Annotated in this window: 16 protein-coding genes; 7 read left to right on the top strand and 9 right to left on the bottom strand. The window is 71.8% G+C overall.

Features of this window, described 5'->3' with window-relative positions; genetic code table 11:
- Nucleotides 1-2 precede the first annotated feature (2 nt).
- Nucleotides 3-323 carry a hypothetical protein gene (locus ACGFYN_RS02860; RefSeq protein ID WP_393863927.1) on the bottom strand — a complete coding sequence of 107 codons (321 nt, stop codon included), beginning with the start codon at nucleotides 321-323 and terminating at the stop codon, nucleotides 3-5.
- Between the two features lie 148 nt (nucleotides 324-471).
- On the opposite strand from ACGFYN_RS02860, the gene ACGFYN_RS02865 reads away from it, so the two are divergent.
- On the top strand, nucleotides 472-1,296 hold the full coding sequence (locus tag ACGFYN_RS02865) for a rhomboid family intramembrane serine protease (protein ID WP_393863928.1): 825 nt from the start codon (nucleotides 472-474) through the stop codon (nucleotides 1,294-1,296).
- 1 nt (nucleotide 1,297) lies between these two features.
- Here ACGFYN_RS02865 and hemE read toward each other — a convergent pair whose 3' ends face one another.
- Nucleotides 1,298-2,386 (bottom strand): uroporphyrinogen decarboxylase, encoded by a 1,089-nt coding sequence (hemE, locus tag ACGFYN_RS02870; RefSeq protein ID WP_393863929.1) that lies wholly within the window; start codon nucleotides 2,384-2,386, stop codon nucleotides 1,298-1,300.
- 126 nt (nucleotides 2,387-2,512) lie between these two features.
- Between hemE and ACGFYN_RS02875 the strand changes: the two genes are divergently transcribed.
- The 5 genes from ACGFYN_RS02875 to ACGFYN_RS02895 all read left to right on the top strand — a co-directional run bounded on the left by ACGFYN_RS02875 (nucleotide 2,513) and on the right by ACGFYN_RS02895 (nucleotide 9,154).
- Nucleotides 2,513-3,178, top strand: a complete 666-nt coding sequence (locus tag ACGFYN_RS02875; RefSeq protein WP_393863930.1) for a DUF3000 domain-containing protein — start codon at nucleotides 2,513-2,515, stop codon at nucleotides 3,176-3,178.
- 236 nt (nucleotides 3,179-3,414) lie between these two features.
- Complete coding sequence (locus ACGFYN_RS02880) at nucleotides 3,415-4,077, top strand: LuxR C-terminal-related transcriptional regulator (protein ID WP_393863931.1); 663 nt, start codon at nucleotides 3,415-3,417, stop codon at nucleotides 4,075-4,077.
- 221 nt (nucleotides 4,078-4,298) lie between these two features.
- Entirely contained in the window at nucleotides 4,299-5,591 is a 1,293-nt protein-coding gene (locus ACGFYN_RS02885) for an HRDC domain-containing protein (RefSeq protein WP_393863932.1), read from the top strand.
- A gap of 219 nt (nucleotides 5,592-5,810) precedes the next feature.
- Nucleotides 5,811-7,028: a thiolase family protein gene (locus tag ACGFYN_RS02890; protein ID WP_393863933.1), complete on the top strand. Its 1,218-nt coding sequence runs from the start codon at nucleotides 5,811-5,813 to the stop codon at nucleotides 7,026-7,028.
- Nucleotides 7,025-9,154: a 3-hydroxyacyl-CoA dehydrogenase NAD-binding domain-containing protein gene (locus tag ACGFYN_RS02895; RefSeq protein WP_393863934.1), complete on the top strand. Its 2,130-nt coding sequence runs from the start codon at nucleotides 7,025-7,027 to the stop codon at nucleotides 9,152-9,154. Before ACGFYN_RS02890 ends, ACGFYN_RS02895 begins: the two co-directional genes overlap by 4 nt.
- Before the next feature lie 60 nt (nucleotides 9,155-9,214).
- Here the strand turns inward: ACGFYN_RS02895 and ACGFYN_RS02900 are convergent, their stop codons facing one another.
- From ACGFYN_RS02900 to ACGFYN_RS02920, 5 genes are read right to left on the bottom strand one after another with little or no spacing between them, the layout of a single operon-like run.
- Nucleotides 9,215-11,185, bottom strand: coding sequence for a PIG-L family deacetylase (locus ACGFYN_RS02900; protein ID WP_393863935.1), 1,971 nt, complete (start codon nucleotides 11,183-11,185; stop codon nucleotides 9,215-9,217).
- A gap of 31 nt (nucleotides 11,186-11,216) precedes the next feature.
- Entirely contained in the window at nucleotides 11,217-13,313 is a 2,097-nt protein-coding gene (locus tag ACGFYN_RS02905) for a glycosyltransferase family 4 protein (RefSeq protein ID WP_393863936.1), read from the bottom strand.
- On the bottom strand, nucleotides 13,310-15,085 hold the full coding sequence (locus ACGFYN_RS02910) for a stealth family protein (protein WP_393864147.1): 1,776 nt from the start codon (nucleotides 15,083-15,085) through the stop codon (nucleotides 13,310-13,312). The genes ACGFYN_RS02905 and ACGFYN_RS02910 overlap by 4 nt, the downstream gene beginning before the upstream one ends.
- A gap of 2 nt (nucleotides 15,086-15,087) precedes the next feature.
- The gene (locus tag ACGFYN_RS02915) at nucleotides 15,088-16,710 is read right to left on the bottom strand and encodes a sugar phosphotransferase (RefSeq protein WP_393863937.1); all 1,623 of its coding nucleotides are present in this window, start codon (nucleotides 16,708-16,710) and stop codon (nucleotides 15,088-15,090) included.
- 15 nt (nucleotides 16,711-16,725) lie between these two features.
- Nucleotides 16,726-18,357 carry a stealth family protein gene (locus tag ACGFYN_RS02920; protein WP_393863938.1) on the bottom strand — a complete coding sequence of 544 codons (1,632 nt, stop codon included), beginning with the start codon at nucleotides 18,355-18,357 and terminating at the stop codon, nucleotides 16,726-16,728.
- Nucleotides 18,358-18,730: 373 nt separating this feature from the next.
- On the opposite strand from ACGFYN_RS02920, the gene ACGFYN_RS02925 reads away from it, so the two are divergent.
- Entirely contained in the window at nucleotides 18,731-19,840 is a 1,110-nt protein-coding gene (locus ACGFYN_RS02925; protein WP_393863939.1) for an LCP family protein, read from the top strand.
- Nucleotides 19,841-20,022: 182 nt separating this feature from the next.
- On the opposite strand, the gene ACGFYN_RS02930 is transcribed toward ACGFYN_RS02925, so the two are convergent.
- Together ACGFYN_RS02930 and ACGFYN_RS02935 are read right to left on the bottom strand one after the other, a co-directional pair.
- Nucleotides 20,023-21,147, bottom strand: a complete 1,125-nt coding sequence (locus ACGFYN_RS02930; protein WP_393863940.1) for a hypothetical protein — start codon at nucleotides 21,145-21,147, stop codon at nucleotides 20,023-20,025.
- 158 nt (nucleotides 21,148-21,305) lie between these two features.
- Nucleotides 21,306-22,322, bottom strand: coding sequence for a hypothetical protein (locus ACGFYN_RS02935; protein ID WP_393863941.1), 1,017 nt, complete (start codon nucleotides 22,320-22,322; stop codon nucleotides 21,306-21,308).
- Nucleotides 22,323-22,451 lie beyond the last annotated feature (129 nt).

A 22,451-nucleotide genomic window follows, 5' to 3' on the forward strand; every position in this document is an offset into this window, starting at 1 on the left:
GCCTAAGCCGACCCGTTGATCCGCTCGATCGCCTGCCGCGCCTGCTCCGCCGGAGGCCGCGGCGGCAACGACGACACGGACGCCGTGGAAGCCACAGCGGCCGGCTGCTCCCCGGCCGGCTTCGCGTGCGCAGCACTCCGCACGGATCGCAGCCGGTGACTCACCGCCTCGTCGAGGGTCACCGGCCGCTGCATCTGCGAAGCGAGCCGCCCCGCCTCCTGGCCGAGCCGGGCGACGTCCTCCCAGGGCAACTTCACCACCAGGGAGATCTCCGCCTCACCGTCGGGCGTGGCATGCATCGGAGGAGTAACTCGGTCGTTCATCGCCTGTTCCTCACGTCGTCCCCGCGACCCGCCTTCCCCGTGCCGCGGGCGGTTGACGAGTCATACGCACGCGCGCGTGCCGGTGTTCACCGACTCACCCGGCGCACAGCGAGGCACTAATTCCGTCGGCCGGGGGCACTAATTCCTTGTGGTCATCCCCGTCCATGACGTGAACCCGGTGCGGCGCACCCCCTGGGTGACGTACGCGCTGATCGCCGCGAACTTCCTCGTCTTCCTGTCCACGCCCGGCCTCGCGGGTTCCGTGGTGGGAGACAGCACCCTGGCGCAGACATGCCATCTCCAGGCGTTTTTGGACCACTACGCGGCCGTACCACGGGAGTTGATCCACCATCAGATGCCGCGCCTCGTGCCCACGGGCGGCGTCGGCGTGGGTGCGCACGGCGCGGGCTGCTTGGTGGGCCCGCCGTCCTACGACAAGTCCCCCGCGCTGTCCGTCCTCACCGCGATGTTCCTGCACGGCGGCTGGCTGCACCTGCTCGGCAACATGCTCTTCCTGCTGATCTTCGGCGACAACGTCGAGGACCGCATTGGCCACATCCGGTACGCGCTCTTCTACGTCGTCTGCGGCTACGCGGCGGGATACGGCTTCGCCCTCCTCAACGCCGACTCCGCCGACCCGCTGATCGGCGCGTCAGGAGCCATCGCCGGTGTCCTGGGCGCCTATCTGGTGCTGTATCCGAAGGCCAGGGTCTGGGTCCTGGTGCCGTTCCTGATCTTCCTGCCGCTGAGGCTGCCGGCCTGGCTGGTGCTGGGCTTCTGGTTCGCGCTCCAGGCCGTCTACTCGTCCGGCGAGGGCGTCTCCTCCGCGGGCACGGTGGCGTACGCCGCGCACGTCGTCGGCTTCCTGGTCGGCATGGCTCTCGCCTGGCCGCTCAAGCCGGGCACACCTCCGCCGCCGGAACCGCGCGGCCTGCTGTTCGGCAGGAGGGCACGGCCCCGGCACACGTGGTGAGTCAGCGGGCGGTCTGCGTGTGCACGTACTCCACGAGCCTGGTCAGCGCGTCCGGGTCGATGGACGGCATGACGCCGTGGCCGAGGTTGAAGACGTGGCCCTCCAGGCCGGCCGCCGAGTCGAGGACCTCGCGGGTCTTGGCCTCGACGGCCTCCGTGGAGGCGAACAGCACGGTCGGGTCGAGGTTGCCCTGCAGCGCCTTGCCGGGGCCGACCCGGCGGGCCGCCTCGTCGAGCGGCACGCGCCAGTCGACGCCGACGACGTCCGCGCCGGCCTCGCCCATGAGGCCGAGCAGCTCGCCGGTGCCGACGCCGAAGTGGATGCGCGGGACGCCGTATCCGGCGACGGCCTCGAAGACCTTGGCGGAGGCGGGCAGCACCGAGCGGCGGTAGTCGACCGGGGAGAGGGCGCCGGCCCACGAGTCGAAGAGCTGGACGGCCGAGGCGCCGGCCTCGATCTGCACCTTCAGGAACGCGGCCGTGATCTCGGCAAGGCGGTCGAGCAGGTCGGCCCACAGCTCGGGGTCGCCGTACATCATCGCCTTGGCGTTCTCGTACGTGCGCGACGGACCGCCCTCGACCAGGTAACTCGCGAGGGTGAAAGGTGCGCCGGCGAAGCCGATGAGCGGGGTGGCGCCGAGTTCGCGGGTGAGCAGGCCGATCGCCTCGGTGACGTACCAGACGTCCTCGGGCGTGAGATCCCTGAGCTGGGCCAGGTCGGCGCGGGTGCGGAGGGGGTGTGCGACGACCGGGCCGACGCCCGGCTTGATGTCGAGGTCGATGCCGATGGCCTTGAGCGGAACGACGATGTCGCTGTAGTAGATCGCCGCGTCCACGCCGTGCCGGCGCACCGGCTGGAGGGTGATCTCGGTGACCAGCTCCGGTCGCGTGCACGACTCGAGCATCGGGACGCCCTCGCGGACCTTGCGGTACTCGGGCAGCGAACGCCCCGCCTGACGCATGAACCACACCGGCGTGTGCGGCACGGGTTCGCGCCTGCACGCCTTCAGGAAGGCGGACTCCTGGACGGTGTCGGGTGTGGCTGTCGGCAGCGTCCTGGCCTGGCCCGCGGGGTTCTCGTTCGCACTCACGACGGCAAGTCTCGCACGGCGGCGACGCGCCGAAGGCCGGGGGCGGCGGGGCCCGATCCGGACAGGCGGCGCTCGCACGGGTGTCCCTCCCTGCGCGACGGCTCCGTTCCCCTTAACCTTCCCCGCATGGCTGCGGCTCAGGGACGACTGTCGGACGGCGCTGACGGAATGGACGACACGGAGGGGGACCGGAATGCGGGCAGTACGGCACCGCTGCCTTTCAGGGCCGCGGTCGACGCGCTGAGATCCGCGCGGCTGCGGCCGCAGATCGAGGTGGAGGCGACCCGCGCGCCGCAGCGGCTCGCCGCTTTCGCGTACGCGCTGGAGGCGACGGTCGTCGACGACGACCAGGACCTGGCCGACGGCCGACTGGTGCTGCTGCACGAACCGGACGGGCACGACGCCTGGCGGGGCGCCTTCCGCCTGGTGACGCTGGTGCGGGCGGAACTGGAGCCGGAGATGGCCGCCGACCCGCTGCTGCCCGACGTGTGCTGGACATGGCTGACCGGAGCGCTGCAGGCGCGCGGGCTGTCGTGCGGCGAACCGAGCGGCACCGTCACACGCGCGAGCTCGCACTACTTCGGCGGGCTGGCGGAGCGCCCGGCCGCCTCGCAGATCGAGATCCGCGCCTCCTGGACGCCCCGCGAGGGCTTGGGCGGCGTCCCCGACACGGCGGCCCACCTCGCCGCCTGGTGCGATCTGCTGGCCCAGGTCGCGGGCCTGCCGCCGGCCGGTCCCGGCGACGCGTCGATCGTGACGCTGCCGCAGCGGCGGGACCCTCAGTCACGTTGACCCCCCTCTCATGGAGTGCCTGCGTGCCATTTCGTTGACCGTCACTTTGTCGATTCGGCCACTTTCAGTCACGACCGGGTTCCCCGACGAACCGATTCGTTCAACAAGTGATCGATCGCTTGTCCGAATTGCACAGATTGTTACTCACTAAATCGTGATCTTTCCCTAAAGGACTTTGGGTTTGGTGCCGAAGACGACTGTGACCTTGAAAGCCGTCCCGCACCCCAGGAGGCCTGGTGTCCGTTCTCCTCGAGCAGCCCGCAAGCCTGGTCGCCTACCGTCCGAACAAGCCGACCGCAATGGTGGTCGTGGCCGACCCGCGCGTCCGCTCCACCGTCACCCGCCACCTGTGGGCCCTCGGTGTGCGCGACGTCATCGAAGCCTCGTCCATCGCGGAGGCACGTCCGCGCATCGGCAACCCCCGCGACATCTGCGTCGCCGACGTCCATCTGCCCGACGGCTCCGGCCTGACCATCCTCTCGGAGACCCGCGCGGCGGGCTGGCCCAACGGCCTCGCCCTGTCCGCCGCCGATGACATCGGCGCCGTACGCAACGCCCTCGCGGGCGGCGTGAAGGGCTACGTCGTCACCGGCACCCGCACCAACGTCGGGCTCCCCACCCGGCCCGGCGCCGCCCCCATCGGCTCGGCCGCCGCCCGTATGCACCGCCGCCCCCCGGGTACCCCGAGCCATCCGGGTGGCTACCGCGAGCTCTCCGGCCGTGAGGTCGAGGTGCTGCGGCTGGTCGCGGAGGGCCAGTCGAACAAGGCGATCGGCGTCTCGATGGGCCTGTCCGCACTGACCGTCAAGAGCCACCTCGCCCGGATCGCCCGCAAGCTCGGCACGGGCGACCGTGCCGGCATGGTCGCGGTCGCCCTGCGGACCGGCATCATCCACTGACCCGAACGCCCCGCCCCACCTGCCTGTACGTCTCGCCTCCTCCTCCCCGTACATCACACCCATTCACGGACGTGAACCGAATCGGCCGCTGATTCCCCCGCCCGTGTCCCACCTGTCGTGAACCGGATCTTTCACCGACCTGACTGGTTTACGACCCCCAGGCGCCCGTCGACGGAACGTTACGTCGGCGGGCGCTGTCCATACACAGATACTCTTGACAGGTGACCGACGCCCAAGAGACCGCAGCAGACAGCTCACTGCGAACCACCGGAGGCGCCCCTCCGGAAGACGGCGGAACATCTGTTACCGGGGCGCCGAAACCAGAGCCGATCCCTTTGCTGGAGCCGCGCGAAGGCATTCCGCCCGTGATCGCCGACGCGAGCTCGCTGGCCGACGTGGTCGCCGCCTTCGCGGCCGGCGCGGGCCCCGTGGCCGTGGACGCCGAACGCGCGTCCGGCTACCGCTACGGCCAGCGCGCCTACCTCGTGCAGCTGCGCCGCGACGGCGCCGGCACCGCGCTGATCGATCCCGTGGCCTGTCCTGATCTGTCCGCGCTCGGCGAGGCACTCACCGGCGTCGAGTGGGACCTGCACGCCGCCACGCAGGATCTGCCGTGTCTGCGCGAGATAGGCATGGTGCCTACGCAGCTGTTCGACACCGAGCTCGCCGGCCGCCTCGCCGGGTTCCCCCGGGTGGGTCTCGGCGCCATGGTCGAGAACGTCCTCGGGTTCTCACTCGAGAAGGGCCACTCCGCGGTCGACTGGTCGACCCGTCCGCTGCCCGATCCGTGGCTGCGGTACGCGGCGCTGGACGTGGAGCTGCTCGTCGATCTGCGTGACGCGCTGGAGAAGGAGCTCGACCGGCAGGGCAAGCTCGAGTGGGCCCACCAGGAGTTCGACGCGATCGCCTCGGCCCCGCCCGCGGAGCCCCGCAGGGATCCCTGGCGTCGTACGTCCGGGATGCACAAGGTGCGCCGGCGCCGGCAGCTCGCCGTGGTGCGGGAGCTGTGGCAGACGCGGGACCGGATCGCCCAGCGGCGGGACGTGTCGCCGGGGAAGGTGCTCGGTGACGCCGCCATCGTCGAGGCCGCCCTCTCCCTGCCGGCCGACGTGCAGGCCCTCGCCGCGCTGAACGGCTTCGGGAACCGGATGGGCCGGCGGCAGCTGGAGCAGTGGCAGGCGGCGGTGGATCGTGCGAAGGCCCTGACGGAGGCGCAGTTGCCGGCACCGGGGCAGCTGGTCACCGGGCCTCCGCCGCCGCGGGCCTGGGCGGACAAGGATCCCGCGGCGGCCGCGCGGCTCTCGGCGGCCCGGGCCGCCGTGTCCGCGGTGGCCGAGCGGCTGAACATGCCTCAGGAGAACCTGATCACTCCGGATACGGTGCGGCGGGTCTGCTGGGAGCCGCCGAAGGTCGTCGACACGGAGGCCGTCGCGGCGGCGCTGGCGGGGTACGGGGCCCGGCCGTGGCAGGTCGAGCAGGTGACGCCGGTTCTGGTGGCCGCGCTCTCGGCCTGAGCGCCGTGGACGCGGCCTCCAGAGGTGGAGGAAGCGGAACAGGGACGTCGAGATCACGCCAAGATCCTGGGACGGCGGCTCCTGCACGGTGTGACCTTCGCCGCTTGGGCCGTCGGGACTGTGCAGCTACGTTACTCATAAGTAGCATGGGCCTGAGCGCGCGCTCAGCGCTTGCGTGCCGCAGCAGTGCAGATCCCGCACCTCTGGAGGAGAGCCATCGTGCCTCGTACCGTCAGGGACGTCGTCTTCGTCGACGGCGTCCGCACCCCGTTCGGCAAGGCGGGCCCGAAGGGCATCTACCACGAGACCCGTGCCGACGACCTCGTCGTGAAGGCGATCCGGGAGCTGCTGCGCCGCAACCCCGGACTGGACCCCGCGCTGATCGACGAGGTCGCCATCGCCGCGACCACGCAGATCGGTGACCAGGGCCTCACCATCGGCCGTACGGCCGGCATCCTCGCGGGCCTCCCGCAGTCGGTGCCCGGTTACTCGATCGACCGCATGTGCGCCGGCGCACTCACGGCCGTCACCACGACCGCCGGCTCCATCGCCTTCGGCGCCTACGACGCCGTCATCGCGGGCGGTGTCGAGCACATGGGCCGCCACCCGATGGGCGAGGGCGTGGACCCGAACCCGCGCTTCGTGAGCGAGAAGCTGGTCGACGAGTCCGCCCTGTTCATGGGCATGACCGCGGAGAACCTGCACGACCGCTACCCGCACATCACCAAGCAGCGCGCCGACGAGTACGCCGTGCGCTCGCAGGAGAAGGCCGCCAAGGCGTACGCCAACGGCAAGATCCAGCAGGACCTGGTGCCGATCTCGGTGCGCAACACCAACGCGGAGGTCGGTGAGACGGGCTGGGGCCTGGTCACCGCCGACGAGCCGATGCGCCCGGGCACGACCCTGGAGAACCTCTCCGGTCTCAAGACCCCGTTCCGTGTGCACGGCCGGGTCACCGCCGGTAACGCGGCCGGTCTGAACGACGGTGCGACCGCCTCGATCATCGCGTCCGAGGACTTCGCCCGCGAGCACGACCTGCCGGTCAGGATGCGCCTCGTCTCGTACGCCTTCGCCGGCGTCGAGCCGGAGGTCATGGGCTACGGCCCGATCCCGGCCACCGAGAAGGCCCTCGCCAAGGCGGGCCTCTCGATCGAGGACATCGACCTCTTCGAGGTCAACGAGGCCTTCGCCGTCCAGGTCCTGGCCTTCCTGGACCACTACGGCATCGCCGACGACGACGAGCGCGTCAACCAGTACGGCGGCGCCATCGCCTTCGGCCACCCGCTGGCCTCCTCGGGCGTCCGCCTGATGACGCAGCTGGCCCGCCAGTTCGAGGAGCACCCGAACGTCCGCTACGGCCTGACCACCATGTGCGTCGGCTTCGGCATGGGCGCGACGGTCATCTGGGAGAACCCGCGCTTCGAGGGGGACAAGTGAGCACCACCGCTGAGCTTTTGAAGGGTGCGGCCGAGCTGTTCCCCGACGAGGTCGTGACGTCGGCGCACGTACGCCACCTCGACCTGCCGTACGGCGCCGGGCGCTTCGCGCTCATCACGCTGGACAACGGCTTCGACCACACCAAGCCGACCACCTTCGGTCCCGGCTCGCTCGCGAACCTCAACACCGCGATCGACCAGGTGGAGAAGGAGGCCGCGGCCGGCGAGATCGTCGGTGTCGGCATCACCGGCAAGCCGTTCATCTTCGCCGTCGGCGCCGACCTCAAGGGCGTCGAGCTGCTGAAGGAGCACCAGGACGCGCTGGCCATCGGCAAGGGCGGCCACGAGGTCTTCAAGCGCCTCGCGACTCTCGCGGCGCCGACCTTCGCCTACTACAACGGCGCGGCGATGGGCGGTGGCGTCGAGGTCGGTCTGCACTGCACCTACCGGACCGTCTCGAAGTCCCTGCCGGCCTTCTCGCTGCCCGAGGTCTTCCTCGGGCTGGTCCCCGGCTGGGGCGGCTGCACGCTGCTGCCGAACCTGATCGGCGCCGACAAGGCCGTCTCGGTGATCATCGAGAACAGCCTGAACCAGAACAAGCAGCTCAAGGGCAAGCAGGTCTTCGACCTCGGCATCGCCGACGCCCTCTTCGAGGGTGCCGACTTCCTGGAGCAGTCGCTGCTGTGGACGGCGTCCGTCCTGAAGGGCGACGTCGAGGTCGAGCGCCCGGTCGTCGACCGCGGTGAGGCCTGGGACGCGGCCGTCGCCAAGGGCCGCTTCATCGCGGACGGCAAGGTGCACGGCGCCGCTCCGGCCGCCTACCGCGCCCTCGACATCATCGCCGCCGCCAAGAACGGCGACCTGCAGCAGGGCTTCGACGCCGAGGACAAGGCGCTCGCCGACCTGATCATGGGCGGCGAACTGCGCTCCGGCATCTACGCGTTCAACCTGGTGCAGAAGCGCGGCAAGCGCCCGGCCGGCGCCCCGGACAAGAACCTGGCGCGCCCGGTCACCAAGGTCGGCGTGGTCGGCGCGGGCCTGATGGCCTCGCAGCTCGCCCTGCTGTTCCTGCGCCGCCTCGAGGTGCCGGTCGTGCTGACCGACATCGACCAGGAGCGCGTCGACAAGGGCGTGGGCTACGTCCACGCCGAGATCGACAAGCTGCTCGGCAAGGGCCGTATCAACCAGGACAAGGCCAACCGCCTCAAGGCCCTGGTCACCGGTGTGCTGGACAAGGCCGAGGGCTTCGCAGACGCCGACTTCATCATCGAGGCCGTCTTCGAGGAGATCGGCGTCAAGCAGCAGGTGTTCGCGGAGGTCGAGGCCGTCGCCCCGGCGCACGCGATCCTCGCCACCAACACCTCCTCGCTGTCGGTCTCCGAGATGGCGTCGAAGCTGAAGAACCCCGAGCGGGTCGTCGGCTTCCACTTCTTCAACCCGGTCGCGATCCTCCCGCTGCTGGAGATCGTCCGCGGCGAGCAGACCGACGACGCCTCGCTGGCCACGGCCTTCGCCGTCGCCAAGAAGCTGAAGAAGACCGCGGTCCTCACCAAGGACGCCCCGGCGTTCGTGGTGAACCGCATCCTCACCCGCTTCATGGGCGAGATCCAGAACGTCATCGACGAGGGCACCCCGGTCGAGGTCGCCGAGAAGGCGATCGAACCGCTCGGCCTGCCGATGTCCCCGCTGGTCCTGCTGGAACTGGTCGGTCCCGCGATCGGCCTGCACGTCTCGGAGACTCTCAACCGGGCCTTCCCGGACCGCTTCACGGTCTCCCCGAACCTCGCCGCCGTCGTCAAGGCGGGCAAGCGAGGGTTCTACGTGTACGACTCCGGCAAGCCCGAGCTGGACCCGGAGGTCGCCGCGCTGCTGAAGCAGGGCGACTCCGTCCTCACCGAGGAGCAGGTCCGCGACCGCGTCCTGGACGCGGTGGCCCAGGAGATCGGCCTGATGCTCGACGAGGGCGTCGTAGCCGAGGCCCAGGACATCGACCTCTGCCTCATCACGGGCGCCGGCTGGCCCTTCCACCTGGGCGGCATCACGCCGTACCTGGACCGCGAGGGTGTCTCGGAGCGCGTGAACGGCAAGACGTTCCTGGCTCCGGGTCTCGCGAGCGTCCCGGCGTAACGACCGGCCGTACGTGAAGAGGGCCTCCGCCGTTGTGGCGGAGGCCCTCTTTCGCTGTGCTCAGGCGGCCGACCAGGGCCCGAGGGGACTGCCGGCCGTCGCGGACAGCTGGCGGCGGGTGTGCAGGCGGCCGTCCGTGCCGATGACCGCGACGGCGAGCGCGCCGGTCGCGTCGTACGCCAGGGCCGGGGCCTGCGCGACCATCTCGCCGGACTCCTGCCAGTGGGTACCCGAGACGTTCTTGTCCCGGTCGGGCAGGGAGGTGACGAGGCGACCGCGGCTGCCCCGGTGGGCCAGGAAGGCCTCGCGGGCGCCGCGTTCGGGGGCCCACAGCGCGGCGACGGCGCCGGTGCCGCCGTGGCCGCCGACGCCCGCGCCGGAGCCGGGCCAGCGGCCGTCCGCGTGCTGGCGGTAGGCCATGACCTGCTGGGTGCCGGACTCGCGGAAGTAGAGACAGGTGCGGTTGCCGCCGGAGTCGACGGCGGTGACCCCGCCGGTGGCCGGGCGGCCCGTCTTCAGGGTGTCGTCGAGGAGGAGGGGGCCGCCGGGTTCGGCCTGGTGCCAGCGCCAGACGGTGTTCTTGCCCGGCACGTACAGCTCCACGGTGCCGCGCTCGGTGGCGAGGGCGCAGCCCGCGTCCTGGACGAAGCTGCCGCCGAGGTCCTCCCACGGCAGCCAGGTGCCGTCGGCCTCCCGGCGGCGGCAGGCGATGCCCTGGCCGAAGGTGCGGATGAAGACGTAGAGCCGGCCGGCGGCGTCCATCGCGGCCGACGGGACGCCCGCCTCGCGCTGCCTGCGGCCGTCGCCCTGTGCCCAGTCGGGGTTCTCCAGGGTCTGCCAGCCGCTGAAGCCGTTGCCGCCCGGGTCCTGCGCGGTGTGCACGACGTCGACGGTGACCCCGCCGCCGACTACGTTCTGGCGGCGCAGACCGGCGAGTTCGGCCGGGCCGCCGGGCAGGCCCGAGACGGCGAGCGTGGGCGCGATCCAGCCGTCGCCGAGCACGAAGGGGCCCTTCCACTCGCCGCTCGCCGGGCCGGTCTCCGTCCAGAAGGCGAGCCGTCCGGCCAGCACGCCGAAGGCGTTGAGCCGTCCGCCCGGGCCGAGCCGCAGCCAGTTCGTGGTCGGCGAGTAGCGGTACGCGGCGCTGTTCATGTGCGTGCTGCGGAACGGGTTGGGCCCCAGCTGGCGGTCACCGCAGGTCTGGCAGGTGCCGTGCGGACAGACCGCGGGGGCGTCGATGCCACCGTAGGTCGCCAGGTACTCGGCCTTCTCGGTGATCGTGGCGGAGTCGAGGTTGAAGCCCCAGAAGCGGTTGGCGTAGGCGCGGTAGTGCTCGACGACCGGGTTGTGGCCGCCCTCCCGGTGGCGCGCGAGGGCGGCGAGCGCGAACTGGGTGGTGGTCGTGTGGTCGACGTGGTCGGAGCAGACGAACTCCTGCCGCCCGCCGTCGTGTTCGGGGTCCGGGTCCATGGTGCGCACCGTGGTGGGCCGGACCTGGCCGAGGAGGGCGGTCAGGGCGGCGATCAGCTGGTCGCGGGTGATGTGCTGGACCCCGCCGACGGTGCAGCCGTGCACCGGCAGCGTGGGCTGGGTGCGCAGGGCGCCCTCCCACAGGTCGTGCAGCCGGGTGCGGGTGCCGCGGTCGGTGGGGGCGCCCTGGTGCAGTTGGAGGAAGTACAGCGATACCCCGTCGTGGTCGACGAGGGTGAACCGCTCGGCGGCCAGTCCGGGCACCAGGTCGACGGGTTCGCGCCGCCACGGGTGGTCACGGTTGCCGGTCGCCATACGGGCGTACGCCGAGCGCAGCCCGCAGCCGCGCTCGGTGCTGTAGCGGGTGAAGTCCGGCTGCACCGCGGCGCGTTGGGGCTCGTTGGTGTCGACGTTGATGCCGTCGCCCTCGCCCGCGGTGACGATCACCGTGGTGATCCGGTCGCCGTCCTGGAGGGAGCGCACCAGGTCGGGGTTCATGAAGTACAGGTCGTCGTCCTGGTGGGCGACGATGTGCAGAATGGAGCGGGTGGGTTCGGTCATCGGCCCTCCTCGGCCGTCGGGTTGAGCAGGCTCATCGGTCCACCACGTTCATGGCCATGGCGCCCGAGGCGGAGCAGTAGGGCCGCACCCACACCGGGCGGGCCGGGTGGACTACGGCGTACTGCGAGACCTCGTCGCCGACGAGCGGGACGGACGGGTAGACGTAGGCGCCCTTGACGTCGGGGAAGTCCTCCAGCAGATGGCAGACGCGCACCTTGCCCCGGTGGTACGGGTCGGGCTGCAGCCACCAGTCCCAGTCCTCCCAGCGCTCGAGGCGGTGGTCGACGACGTGGCGCAGCGGGGCCTGGGCACGGAACGCCTGGCGGCCGAGGACCTCCACGGGCACGGTGAAGGTGCCGCTGTGGCGGCCCCGGCGGCTGACGATGAACAGCGCGCCGGGCTCGATCCGGCGTGTGCCGGTCAGCACGCCGCGCACGGTGATGGCGCCGTCCGCCGACTCGACCTGGGTGCACTCGGCGTGTTCCTCGCGTACGACGGTGCGCAGCATCAGCCTGCCGTTGGGCTGGGCGTAGGGCAGGTTCCAGCCGATCGGGCCGGCCGGGGGCCGGGCGATGAGGCGGGCGCGGGCGTCGATGAGGGCGCGGGTGTCGCGGACGCCCGCCTTCATGTGGACGGGCGAGGACTTGGGGGCGCTCATCGTCACCTGCCAGCGTCCGTCGCCGAGGTCGTCGAGGGCGGAGGGGGTGAGGACGGCGGTGTACCGGGTGCCGCCGTTGTCCAGGTCCTTGCGCGAGGTGCGCAGCGGCAGGTCCGGGCGGGCGTCGCCGTCCGAGGGCTTGTGGCGCAGCACGAACCGCCAGCGGCGGCGTCCCTCGTCGGGCCCGTCGGCCGAGAACCGCAGCCAGCCCGCGTCGTCGGCGGTGACGTCCACGGTGGCCGCGCCGAGGGAGACGGGCGGCACGGTGAGCTGGTCGGTGCCGGCCGTGCGGGGGCCGGCCGGGGTCCGGTAGCCGCGCTCGGCGGCGGCGCGGCGGCGGGCGGCGTCCTCGAAGAGTTCGGCGTAGCGGTCGGCCACGGCCGCCGGGTCGAAGCGGGTGGCGTTGCGCAGGGCGGCGGCGCCCATGGCGCGGCGCACGGGTTCGTCGGCCATGAGGCGGCGCAGGCCCTGGACGATGCCGTCGACCTCGCCGTTGGGCACGAGGAAGCCGTCCTCGCCGTGGCGCAGGATCTCGCGGGGGCCGACGGGGCAGTCGGTGGAGACCACGGGCAGTCCGCAGCGCATCGCCTCGACGAGCGTCATGCCGAAGGACTCGGCGCTCGAGGTGACCGCGGCGATGGAGCCCTTGGCCCACTCGGACTCGATGGGCGAGAAGCCGCCCATGAGCAACACCCGTCCGGTGAGCGCGAGTTCGGTGACGAGCGCGCGCAGCTTGCCGGCCTCGCCGCCGTCGCCGTAGATGCGCAGCTGCCAGTCGGGGAAGTCCTGGGCCAGGTGGCCGAAGGCGCGGATGAGCAGGTCGTAGCGCTTGATCTGGTGCATGCGGCCGGCGCTGACGACGACCTTGTGCGAGCAGTCGGAGGGCGTGACGGCCGGTTCGGGCACGCTGTTGGGGATGCCCACGACGGGGATGCCGGGGATCGGCGTGTTCTCCATGAAGGAGCGGGCGTCGGCATCGGTGACCGTCGTGATGGCGTCGAGCCGCGGGTAGACGCGGGCCATCTCGGCGCGTACCGCGGGCGGGATCGCCAGGTGCGTCATGTGCTCCTGGGCCACGCGCAGGGCGCCGTCGCGGGTGTGGGCGGCGACGAAGAGGTTGAGGCTCGGGCGGGTGCCGACGACGACGTCGGCGGACGTGCGCTGCAGGTCGCGGATGATGCGCGCGTCGGTGAACCGGCTGTACTGCGCGTAGAACTCCTCCTGGCGCGGCACCACTTCACTCGGTTCGTCACTGCCGGCGGCGCCCTTGTCGGCGGAGCCGGGGCGCAGGTCGACCAGGGCGCGGACGGTGATGCGCGGGGAGATCTCGAACTTGGTGGCGGTGGTGCGCCGGAACACGGAGACGATCTCCACGTCGTGGTGGACGGAGAGTGCCTCGGCCAGGTTGATGACCGTGCGGTTGGTGCCGCCGATGCCGTAGATGTTGTTGATCAGGAAGGAGATCTTCACCGGACCTGGGGCTCTTTCTTCTCGTGACTCTCCTTCTTCTCGAAGGGGGACGGCACCGGGTAGTAGGTCCGCAGGAAGCGGCTGAGCATCGCCGTCTGGCGCTCCACGTCGTGGCCGTCGGACAGGGTGTCGTTGATGCAGAACGCCTGGCGGTCGCGGCGGGCGAGCAGAATGCCGAGCCGCCGCTGGATCTCCGGCCTGGCGAGGTCGAGGTAGGCGAACGTGATGTTCGAGGGCACGGCGCGGCCGGTGAAGTAGGCGTAGTAGTGGTACAGCGAGGACGGGATGGAGATGTCGCTCGCGCTGCGGAACCGGCTCTGCGAGGTGCGCCGGTGCTCATCGGCGAACTCCCGCTCGATCTCCGCCAGCACGCTGCACCGCAGCGCGTAGGGGGCGTGCCGGAGCTTCTGCACGATGGCGCTGCCGAAGTGGTCCTGCAGCAGGCGGCGGTTGTTCTTGCCGGCCGCGTCGACCGGCCGGTCCACGGGGGTCAGGTCCCAGCGGGGCACCTGGGACGGGGAGAAGAAGGTGCGGGTCATGCCGTTGGACAGGAAGAAGTCCTGCGGGGTGACGGGGCTGCCCAGGAACATGTCGTCGTTGAAGTACAGGAAGTGCTCGGACAGGCCCTTGATGTGGTGCAGCCGGCTCTCGATGGCGTGCGAGTTGAAGGTGGGCAGCGCGGCCGGGTCGTCGAAGATCTCCGAGTGGTCGACGACCGTGATGCGGTGGTGGGCGTCGTTCAGCCAGGCCGGGCGCTGCCGGTCCGTCACCACGTAGACGTGGCGCACCCAGGGGGCGTTCTGCTCCAGCGCCCGCAGGGAGTAGCGCAGTTCGTCGCGGCTGATGTAGCGGGCGGCGTTGGCCGACTCGGTGTGGTAGCCGTGGTCGCCGTACGCGCCGCGCCGCCGCTGCCACTCGGGGTCGCTCCCGTCTACCCAGGTGTAGACGACGTCGACCGGGAAGCGCACGTCCTCGGGCAGCGGGTCGGCGCAGGGCCGGATGGTGCGCACCGAGCGGGTGCGGCGGGTGTGCAGGGCGGCGAAGCCGGTGAGCCGGCTGATCGGGACGGTGACACGTGGCGCGTCGAGGGCCACGTCCTCGGTGACCCGGTTGGGGCGCGGCGCGTGCAGCCGCCCGTCCTCGGGCCGCCAGAACTCGATGTCGCAGCCGTGCTCCAGACCGAGGACCAGGGAGCCGGCCGGGTCGCTCCACACCATGCCGACGCGCAACACCGCTGCCTGACGCGCCAGTTGACGGCCGGCCCGGGAGCCCGCCAGCACGATGCGGCCCTGCGCGGCCTCGCCCCGGCAGGGCCGCAGATAGACGGGGCTGCGCTCGGCGCACCGCTGAAGCACCTCGCCGACCCGCTCACGGTCGGCCTCGGCGACGGCGAGGCAGGAGCGGAAGTCGGAACTGCCGCGCACCGCGAAGTAGTCGACCCCGGTCTCCTCCAGAGCGGTGACGACCAGTTCGAGGTTGGCCTCGCGCAGGCCGAGCGGCGACACGGTCGGGCGGACCAGCGCGATCCGCGCGCCGTGCCCGGCGAGGGCGGCCAGCCGCTCCCCCGCGCCGAACAGGTGCGGCCAGCGGCGGCGGGCCCGCGCGCCGCGGACGACCCGGGCGAACAGGTTCACGGTGTGCAGCCGGCGCAGCAGCTGCTTGAGTCCCGCGCGCAGCCGCAGCGGGACGCGGCGCGCGATACGTCGTCTGAGACCTGCCGGTACCAGGGTGCGGTACGCGCCGACCGCCGCGGAGGCCTCGGGATTGCCCATGCTCACGGCTGGTTGACCGCCTCGTGTCTGTCGGTGCTCCGGCCGTCCTCGAAGACGCTCGGGACGGGGAAGTAGCGGTGCAGGAAACCCAGGACGGCCTTGGTGCCGCCGCGGGCGCGCGCCTCGTCGGTGCCGAGGCCGAGCAGCTGGATCTGCTGGCTGTCCCGGCGGACCAGCAGCCGCTCCAGGTGGTTGCCGATACCGGGCAGCGCGGCGTGCAGCGCCACGGTGGCCTCGCCGGAGGGGTCGGCCAGGCCGGAGGTGTGACCGAAGTGGTGGACCACTCCGTCCAGCGGATGCGTGCCGGGTACCCCAGGCAACCATTGCGCGTCGTCCAGCGGCAGCGGCGCGGTCCCGGTCTCCGCGAGCCGGGCGAGCGTCTCGACGCGGTGCGGCTGGGGGCCCGGTGCATAGCCGTGGGCGGCGACCCGGCCGGTGGCCGAGTACGCGGTGCGGGTCCACGGGGCGAACGACTCCTGGGCGTTCCAGGGGCCGCGCCGGGGGCGGGTCGCGCCGTTCGGGGTGAAGTAGTCGAAGGGACGGACCGGCCGGCCGAGCAGGGCGCCGGGGCGCAGCAGCAGGAAGTGGTCGGCGAGGTCGGGCAACAGGTGCAGGTGCCACTCGGAGCCGGGCCGCGCGCGGACGAGGGTGAGCCGGTCGTCGGCGCGCAGCCAGGCCGGCGGTTCCGCCTCGGCGACCACGTGCACGACGTCCACCCACGGCGCGTACTGGTGCAGCGAGCGCAGCGCGGCCCGCAGCAGCTGTTCGCCCCACGGGGTCGCGTGCTGCCACAGCAGGACCGCGTCGACCGGGAAGGTGACCTCCTCGAGCCGCAGGACGTCGAAGTTCTCCAGCGTGATCGTCGGCTCCAGGTCGCCGTCGATGTCGGAGTAGCCGGAGAGCCGGTCCAGGCCGATCTCGACGCCCGGCGCGTCACTGGGCACCGAGCGCTGCACGCGGTTGGGGCGCGGGCCGATCAGCCGCTCCGCGGACAGGTCGGTGTTGGCGGTCCAGAACTCGATCTCGATGCCCTGGTCCTCGCCCACCCAGAGGTTCTCGGTGGGTTCGGTGCGCAGCCAGGTCAGGCGGATCACCTTGGCCTTGCCGTAGTTCCTCCACGCCTTGACGTGGCTGCCCGGGAGCTCGCGGGTGTCGTTGTGGGCGGGCGAGACGGAGACGACGTAGCCGGTGTGTTCCTCCAGCAACGCGCGTAGCACCCGGCGGACGGCCTTCTTGTCCTTGTGGTCGACGGCCAGGCAGATCCGCCGGTCGTCGAGCGCCGGCACCGCGAACCAGGGGATCTCGGCCGCGTCCAGGGCCTGGGCGACCAGGTCGTGGTCGAGCCGCCGCGCCAGGTCGGCGGTGAGGCCGGCGTGCACGTGGGCGACCCTGCCGTCGGGTGCCTGGGTACGGCGCTCGGAGGTGCCGAGCCCCGCCTTGCGCACCCGGCGCAGGGCGCGCCGGTGCAGCCGGGCCTCGCGCCGGCCGAGGGTGCGCGCGAGCCGGCGTTTGACCTTGCGCCGTACGCCCACCGGGACGGTGGTCGCGGCGGCGGAGCGTACGGGCTGGGGGACGAGGCGTTTGTAGACGTTGGCCGCGGAGCTCATGGACGTCGGGTCCGACACGTCATGAACTCCGTTTCATCTCTCGTGGGGGCTGGGGGTGGGGAAGTAGGCGTTGAGGAAGCCGTCCAGCAGCTCCTGCTGCGCCTCGATGTCCTCGGGTGTCGAGAAGGCGTCGTTGAGGCAGAAGGAGTCCTGGTCACGGCCGTCGAGCAGCCGTTGCAGCCGGTCCGCGAGGTCCGGCACCGCCAGCTGGAGGTAGGTGAAGGGCATCGATCCCGGCTGCGCCCGGCCGGTCAGCGCCGCGTAGTACAGCGCGAAGGACGACGTGGGCGACAGGTCGGTCATCGCGCGGAAGCGGCTGGCCGCCGTACGGGCCCAGGCCTCGGGGAAGTCCCGTTCGGCCTCCTCCATCGCGGTGCGGCGCAGCGCGTACGGGATGTGTTCCATCGGCTGGGTGATCACTCTGCCGAAACGTTCCATCAGCAAAGCCCGGTTGTTCTTGCAGGCCGCGTCGACGGGGGTGTCGGTCTCCACGACCGGGCCCTGCGGGATGCGGTTGCGCGAGGGGAAGTAGCGGGCGGTGCCGCTCGGCGTGAAGAAGGCGTGCGGGGCCACCGGGCGGCCCATGAACATGTCGTCGTTGAAGTACAGGAAGTGCTCGGCGAGGCCCTCGATGTGGTGCAGCTGCGATTCGATGGCGTGCGAGTTGAACACCGGCAGCACCGACCGGTCGCGGAAGATCTCGCGGTGGGTGGCGATGCGCACCCCGGGCAGCTCCTCGCGCAGCCACGGCGGGACCTGGTCGTCGGTGACGATGTACACGTTGCGGATCCAGGGCGCGAACAGGTGCAGCGAGCGCACCGAGTAGCGAAGCTCGTCGCGGCTGATGAAGCGGGCGTCGCTCGCCGACTCGGCGTGGTAGACCTCGCCCTTGGCCTGCGCCTTGCGCTGCTTCCAGGCCGGGTCGTTGCCGTCGACCCAGGTGTAGACCGCGTCGACCGGGAAGGTGATGTCGTCCGCGCAGTTCACCAGGAACTCGGAGCGGGTGGCGAGGGCCGGCGCCAGATGCCGCGGGGTCCAGTCCGATACGAACCGGCTGAACAGTCTGGCGGCGCCGAGGACGTTCGGGCCGTCGGCCGCGACGGCCCACGTGGCACGGTTGGCCCGGGGTGCGACAAGGTAGGTGCCGTTGCGCTGCCAGAACTCGATCGCGCAGCCGTACTCGTGGCCGAGCAGCAGGTGCCGGCCCGGGTCGGTGCGGTACCAGCTGACCTGCACGACGCGCGCCGTGGCGACCTCGCGCCAGGCCTTGGGGTCGCGGGAGGAGACCGGCTTGGACGGGCGGGGCGCGTCGGGATCGACCACGCCCAGGTGCCCCGGGTACTGGCTCAGCCCGCGGAACACCACGCCCAGGACCCGCTCCCGGTGCTCCTCCGCCACGGCCACGACCGTGCCGTGGTCGGCGGTGCCGCGGACGGCGAAGTGGGGCACGCCGGCCGCGTCGAGCAGGGCGGTGAGAGCGGAACGGTTCGCCTCACGGGCCGACAACGGTGTCAGACCGGGCTCGACGTAGACGTCGCCGTGCTCCGCCGTGACCGTGGTGGGCGCGGCCTGGGCGGTGGGCCGCGATGCGGCACCGACTCGGGCCGTGCGGCCCCCGGCTGCGTCCGGCACCTGGCCGACAGCATGATCGGAAACGGTCGTCACGCCGCTCGCCCCCCACGGGCCGACGCACGCACCAGCACAGCCACCCCTCCCTCTCCTCACCCCGGCAGGGCCGAAGTGAGTGCAGGTGGCCGCTCGCCTTCGCGCCCCCCGGCTCGATGTGCGACCACGTAAGGCGACGACGAGAAGCCGTCACCGGTTCATACCGAAAACTTAACCTTCACAGGACCGGCACATCATCAGCAAGCGCGTACTCCAATGTCAACACCAGTCAGAAATGACAGAAAACACATACAACCCTTAACCAACTCTGAAGGTCTGATGACTGGTGGACGACCGTCCGCCACCGCTGACGGGCCCGGCCTCTCCCCCCACTCGTGCCCCGAGCCACCTGAGTGAGAGAGGACCGACGCACATGACGCACGCCCAGACGGAGACGGGCACCCGGGAATCACGGCACGCACCGTCGCGCCGCCGGGCCAGGCCGCCGCGGCGGCGCCGTCGGGTCTGGCGCTGGATCGCCCTGAGTCTGGTCCTGCTCGTGCTGGCCGCGGGGGGTGTCGGCTACTGGCTGTACAGCGACCTGAACGGCAACCTCAAGGGTGTCGACCTCGACAAGGCGATCGGCGACAACCGTCCCGAGAAGCTGCCCACGTCGGGGCAGAACCTGCTGGTCCTCGGCTCGGACTCGCGCTCGGGCGCCAACGCGTCGCTGGGCACGGGCGACGTCTCCGGGGCGCGGTCCGACACCGCCCTGGTGATCCACGTGCCCGAGGGACGACGGAAAGCGGTCGCTGTGAGCATTCCGCGCGACACGCTGGTGACGCGCCCCGCGTGCACGGCGAAGGACGGCTCCGAGCTGCCGTCCGCGAAGCGCGTGATGTTCAACTCGGTCTACTCGGTGGCCGGTCCGGCCTGCGTCGTGAAGACGGTCGAGCAGATGTCGGGGGTCCGGATGGACCACTTCGTGGAGATCGACTTCGCGGGCTTCAAGGGGCTGGTCGACGCGATAGGCGGGGTCGACATCACCGTCGACCAGGAGATCCACGACAAGTCCAGCGGCCTGAACCTGACGGCGGGCGAGCACCGGCTCGACGGTACGCAGGCGCTGCAGTTCGTGCGCACGCGGCACGGCATCGGGGACGGCAGCGACCTCGGGCGGATAGGCCTTCAGCAGCAGTTCCTGATCGCGCTGCTGAGCGAGATCAAGAAGCAGGACCTGCTGGGCAGCCCCACCAAGACGTTCAAGATCGCCGACAGTCTCACCGAGTCCCTCACCACCGACTCCGGCCTCGCCTCGCTCACCAAGCTCGCGGGGTTCGCCCGCAGCATGAACGGCATCGACCCCGGCACCATGGAGACGATCATGCTCCCGGTGAAGTACGACACCCAGGACCCCAACCGCGTGGTGGCCGCCGAGCCCCAGGCGGGCCGACTCTGGCAGGCCCTGCGCAAGGACGCGCAAATCCCTGAGTCGGCCAAGAAGTCACCGGCACGGGGCGGGGGGACGGAGGCCAGCTCCTGAGGGTCGGTCCGACTGGTCCGACTGGTCCGGCCCGGTCGTGGTCCGACTGGTCCGGCCGGTCGCCGGGACGTTCAGGCGCCGAGCGGTACCGCAAGCCGGCGCCACCCACCCGCGCCGCCCGTCAGCGCCCGCCGGGCGGCAGGCAGGGACTCTGTCGGACGAAACCGCGTCCCCGCCCGCTCTCAGACCCGTACCGACGGTGACAAGGCCAAGCCCGGGCCGTTCGACTGGCGGGCTATGTGCAGGGCGCCGTCCTCGGCGACGGTGGCCAGGACGACGCGGCCGAGGGCGTCCAGGGACAGCGCGGGGGCCGTGGTGGAGTGTTCGCCGGTGGGCGACCACCACAGGCCCGCCTGTTCGTTCTCCGTGCCGCAGGCGGTCAGCAACACCTGGCCGTCGGGGCCGCGGTGGGCCAGGACGGTGCAGTCGTAGCCGTCGAGGACCGCCCGCAGCACGGCGAGGGGCTCGTCGGCCGGAGCTCCCCCGAGCGGGATCAGCCAGCCGCCCGGGCGGTGGGCGATCAGCTGGCGCGTGTCCCGGTCGGTCCAGTAGTACGTCGCCCGGTCCGGCGCCGTCTCCAGCGCCGCCGCCGTGCCCGGCGTCACCTGCAGCGCGATGCTCGGCTCCTGCCGGAAGTCCCCGTCGGCCTCGGCCTGCCGCCACCACATGGCGTCCTGTCCGCCGCCCGCCAGCACCTCGATGCGCCCGGACGCGTGGGCGACCACGGCGAGTCCGTCCTGCACCCCGCTGCCCTTGAGGTCCTCCCAGGCCTGCCACTTCCCGGTCGGCCCCTCGCGGCGCAGCATCAGACCGCGCCCCGCGTTGCGCACGAAGACGTGCACCCGCCCCGACCCGCTCACCGCACCCACGGGTATGCCGAACCGCGCGGCCTTCTCCCGGTCCGTGTGCGGATTGCCCAGCGAACGCCACTCGGTGACCGGCCGCCCCGTCTGGTACTGGATGGCGTGCACGATGTCCACGGCCGGCGGCCCGTCGCCCTTGCGCACCTCGCGCCGGCCCAGGAAGTGGACGTAGGTGTCCGCGCCCTGGACCACCGACAGATGGGTCAGGTCCGCGACGGGGAAGAACTCGGGGCCCGTCCACTGCGGACCCCCCGGCCGGTTCTCGGTCCACCGCAGCAGCCCGCCGCGGGTCCGGCCGTAGGCGGTGAGCCGCCCGTCCTTGCCCAGTACCAGCCGGCGGCCGTCCACGGTCGCCTCCGGCGCGTGCCGCCCAGTCTCCTGGTGTACGACGACGCGGTCGGCAGTTCTTCGTCGGGCGGCGCCGCGCCCGGATCCGGTCCGCATGACGTGGCCCGCCCCTTCCTTCCCGCCCGGCGCGGCCGATGTGCCGATCCCCGAACACCTGTCGCAGGGGAGGCCGAGCGCGCCCCATCATAGGTCGAACATTGCGCGAACACGGTGTGACCGACATGTGGACGGCCGTCACCCGCCCCCGGGACCCGTCAGACCTCCCGCCAGGCCTCCAGGGCCAGACCCGCCTCGTCCTTGCGCCGGGTGAGCAGCAGCTGCCCGGTCGAAGGGGACAACGTTGCCGCCACCACCCGCCCGTTCTCGTCCACCGCCAGCGACACCCCCGCGTCCGCGGGCAGTTGAGGTCCCGACTCCGTCCACCACGCTCCCGCCGACTCCTGCTCCGTGGGGTACGCGGCGAAGGCCACGCGGCCGCTCGACGAGCGCTGGGCGAGCAACGTGCAGTCGTGGCCGTCGAGTTCGCACCGGATCGCCGCGACCGGGCCCGGGCCGGTGGACGGGAGGAGGACGACCGGCTTGCCACCGGGGCGCCAGGCGCACAGGTCGCCCGAACCGTTGGTGTAGAAGAGGGTGGTGCTCTCCGCGGAGGTGGCGAGGGCACGCAGGGTGCCCGGGCGGACCGGGGCCTCCATCGCCTCCTCCAGGGCAGGCTGCGCTCCCGGCTCCTCCTGCCGCCAGTGCAGGATGCCGCCGGGGACGGCCGCGTACAGCTCGACGCGTCCGGACTCCCCCGTCACGGCCGCCAACTCCCCTTGCACCTCACGCCCCTTGAGGTCGCGCCAGGGATCCCAGCCGCCCTTCTCCTTCTGCGCGAGCATGCTCACCCCGCCGCCCCTGTTGCGGACGAAGACATGGGCGCGGCCCTCGGCGTCGACCGCGACGGCGGGAGTGCCGGTCTCCTCGCCCTTCTTGTTGGGATGCCCGATCGGGCTCCAGTCGAGGGCGGCGAGCCGGGGCCGGAAGTGGGTGGAGTGGACGAGACCGGACTCGCCGGGGACGGTGGGCCGCCAGGAGACCAGATGGGCGTACTCGTCCGGGCCCTGGCCCACGGCGTGGGAGGGGAGCAGCTTCTGGTCGCCGCCGACCCTGTGCGCGGGCGCCCACGGGCCGCCGGGTCCGCGCTCCGCGCGGCACAGGACGGCGTCGTCCGTCGGCAGATAGACACTGAGCCGGCCGTCGCGGCCGCGTATGAGCCAGTCGCCGTTCACCGGTTCACCTTAAGCGGGCGGGTACACGGACCGCGTCCCGGCCCCCGGGTGGCGCGCGGCTCCGGGTCCCGTGCGCGCGGTGGGGCACTCGGCGGGCAGGCTGTTCCCAGCAACCACCGCACGAGTGCG

The organism is Streptomyces sp. NPDC048419, assembly GCF_043200415.1.
GTDB lineage: Bacteria > Actinomycetota > Actinomycetes > Streptomycetales > Streptomycetaceae > Streptomyces.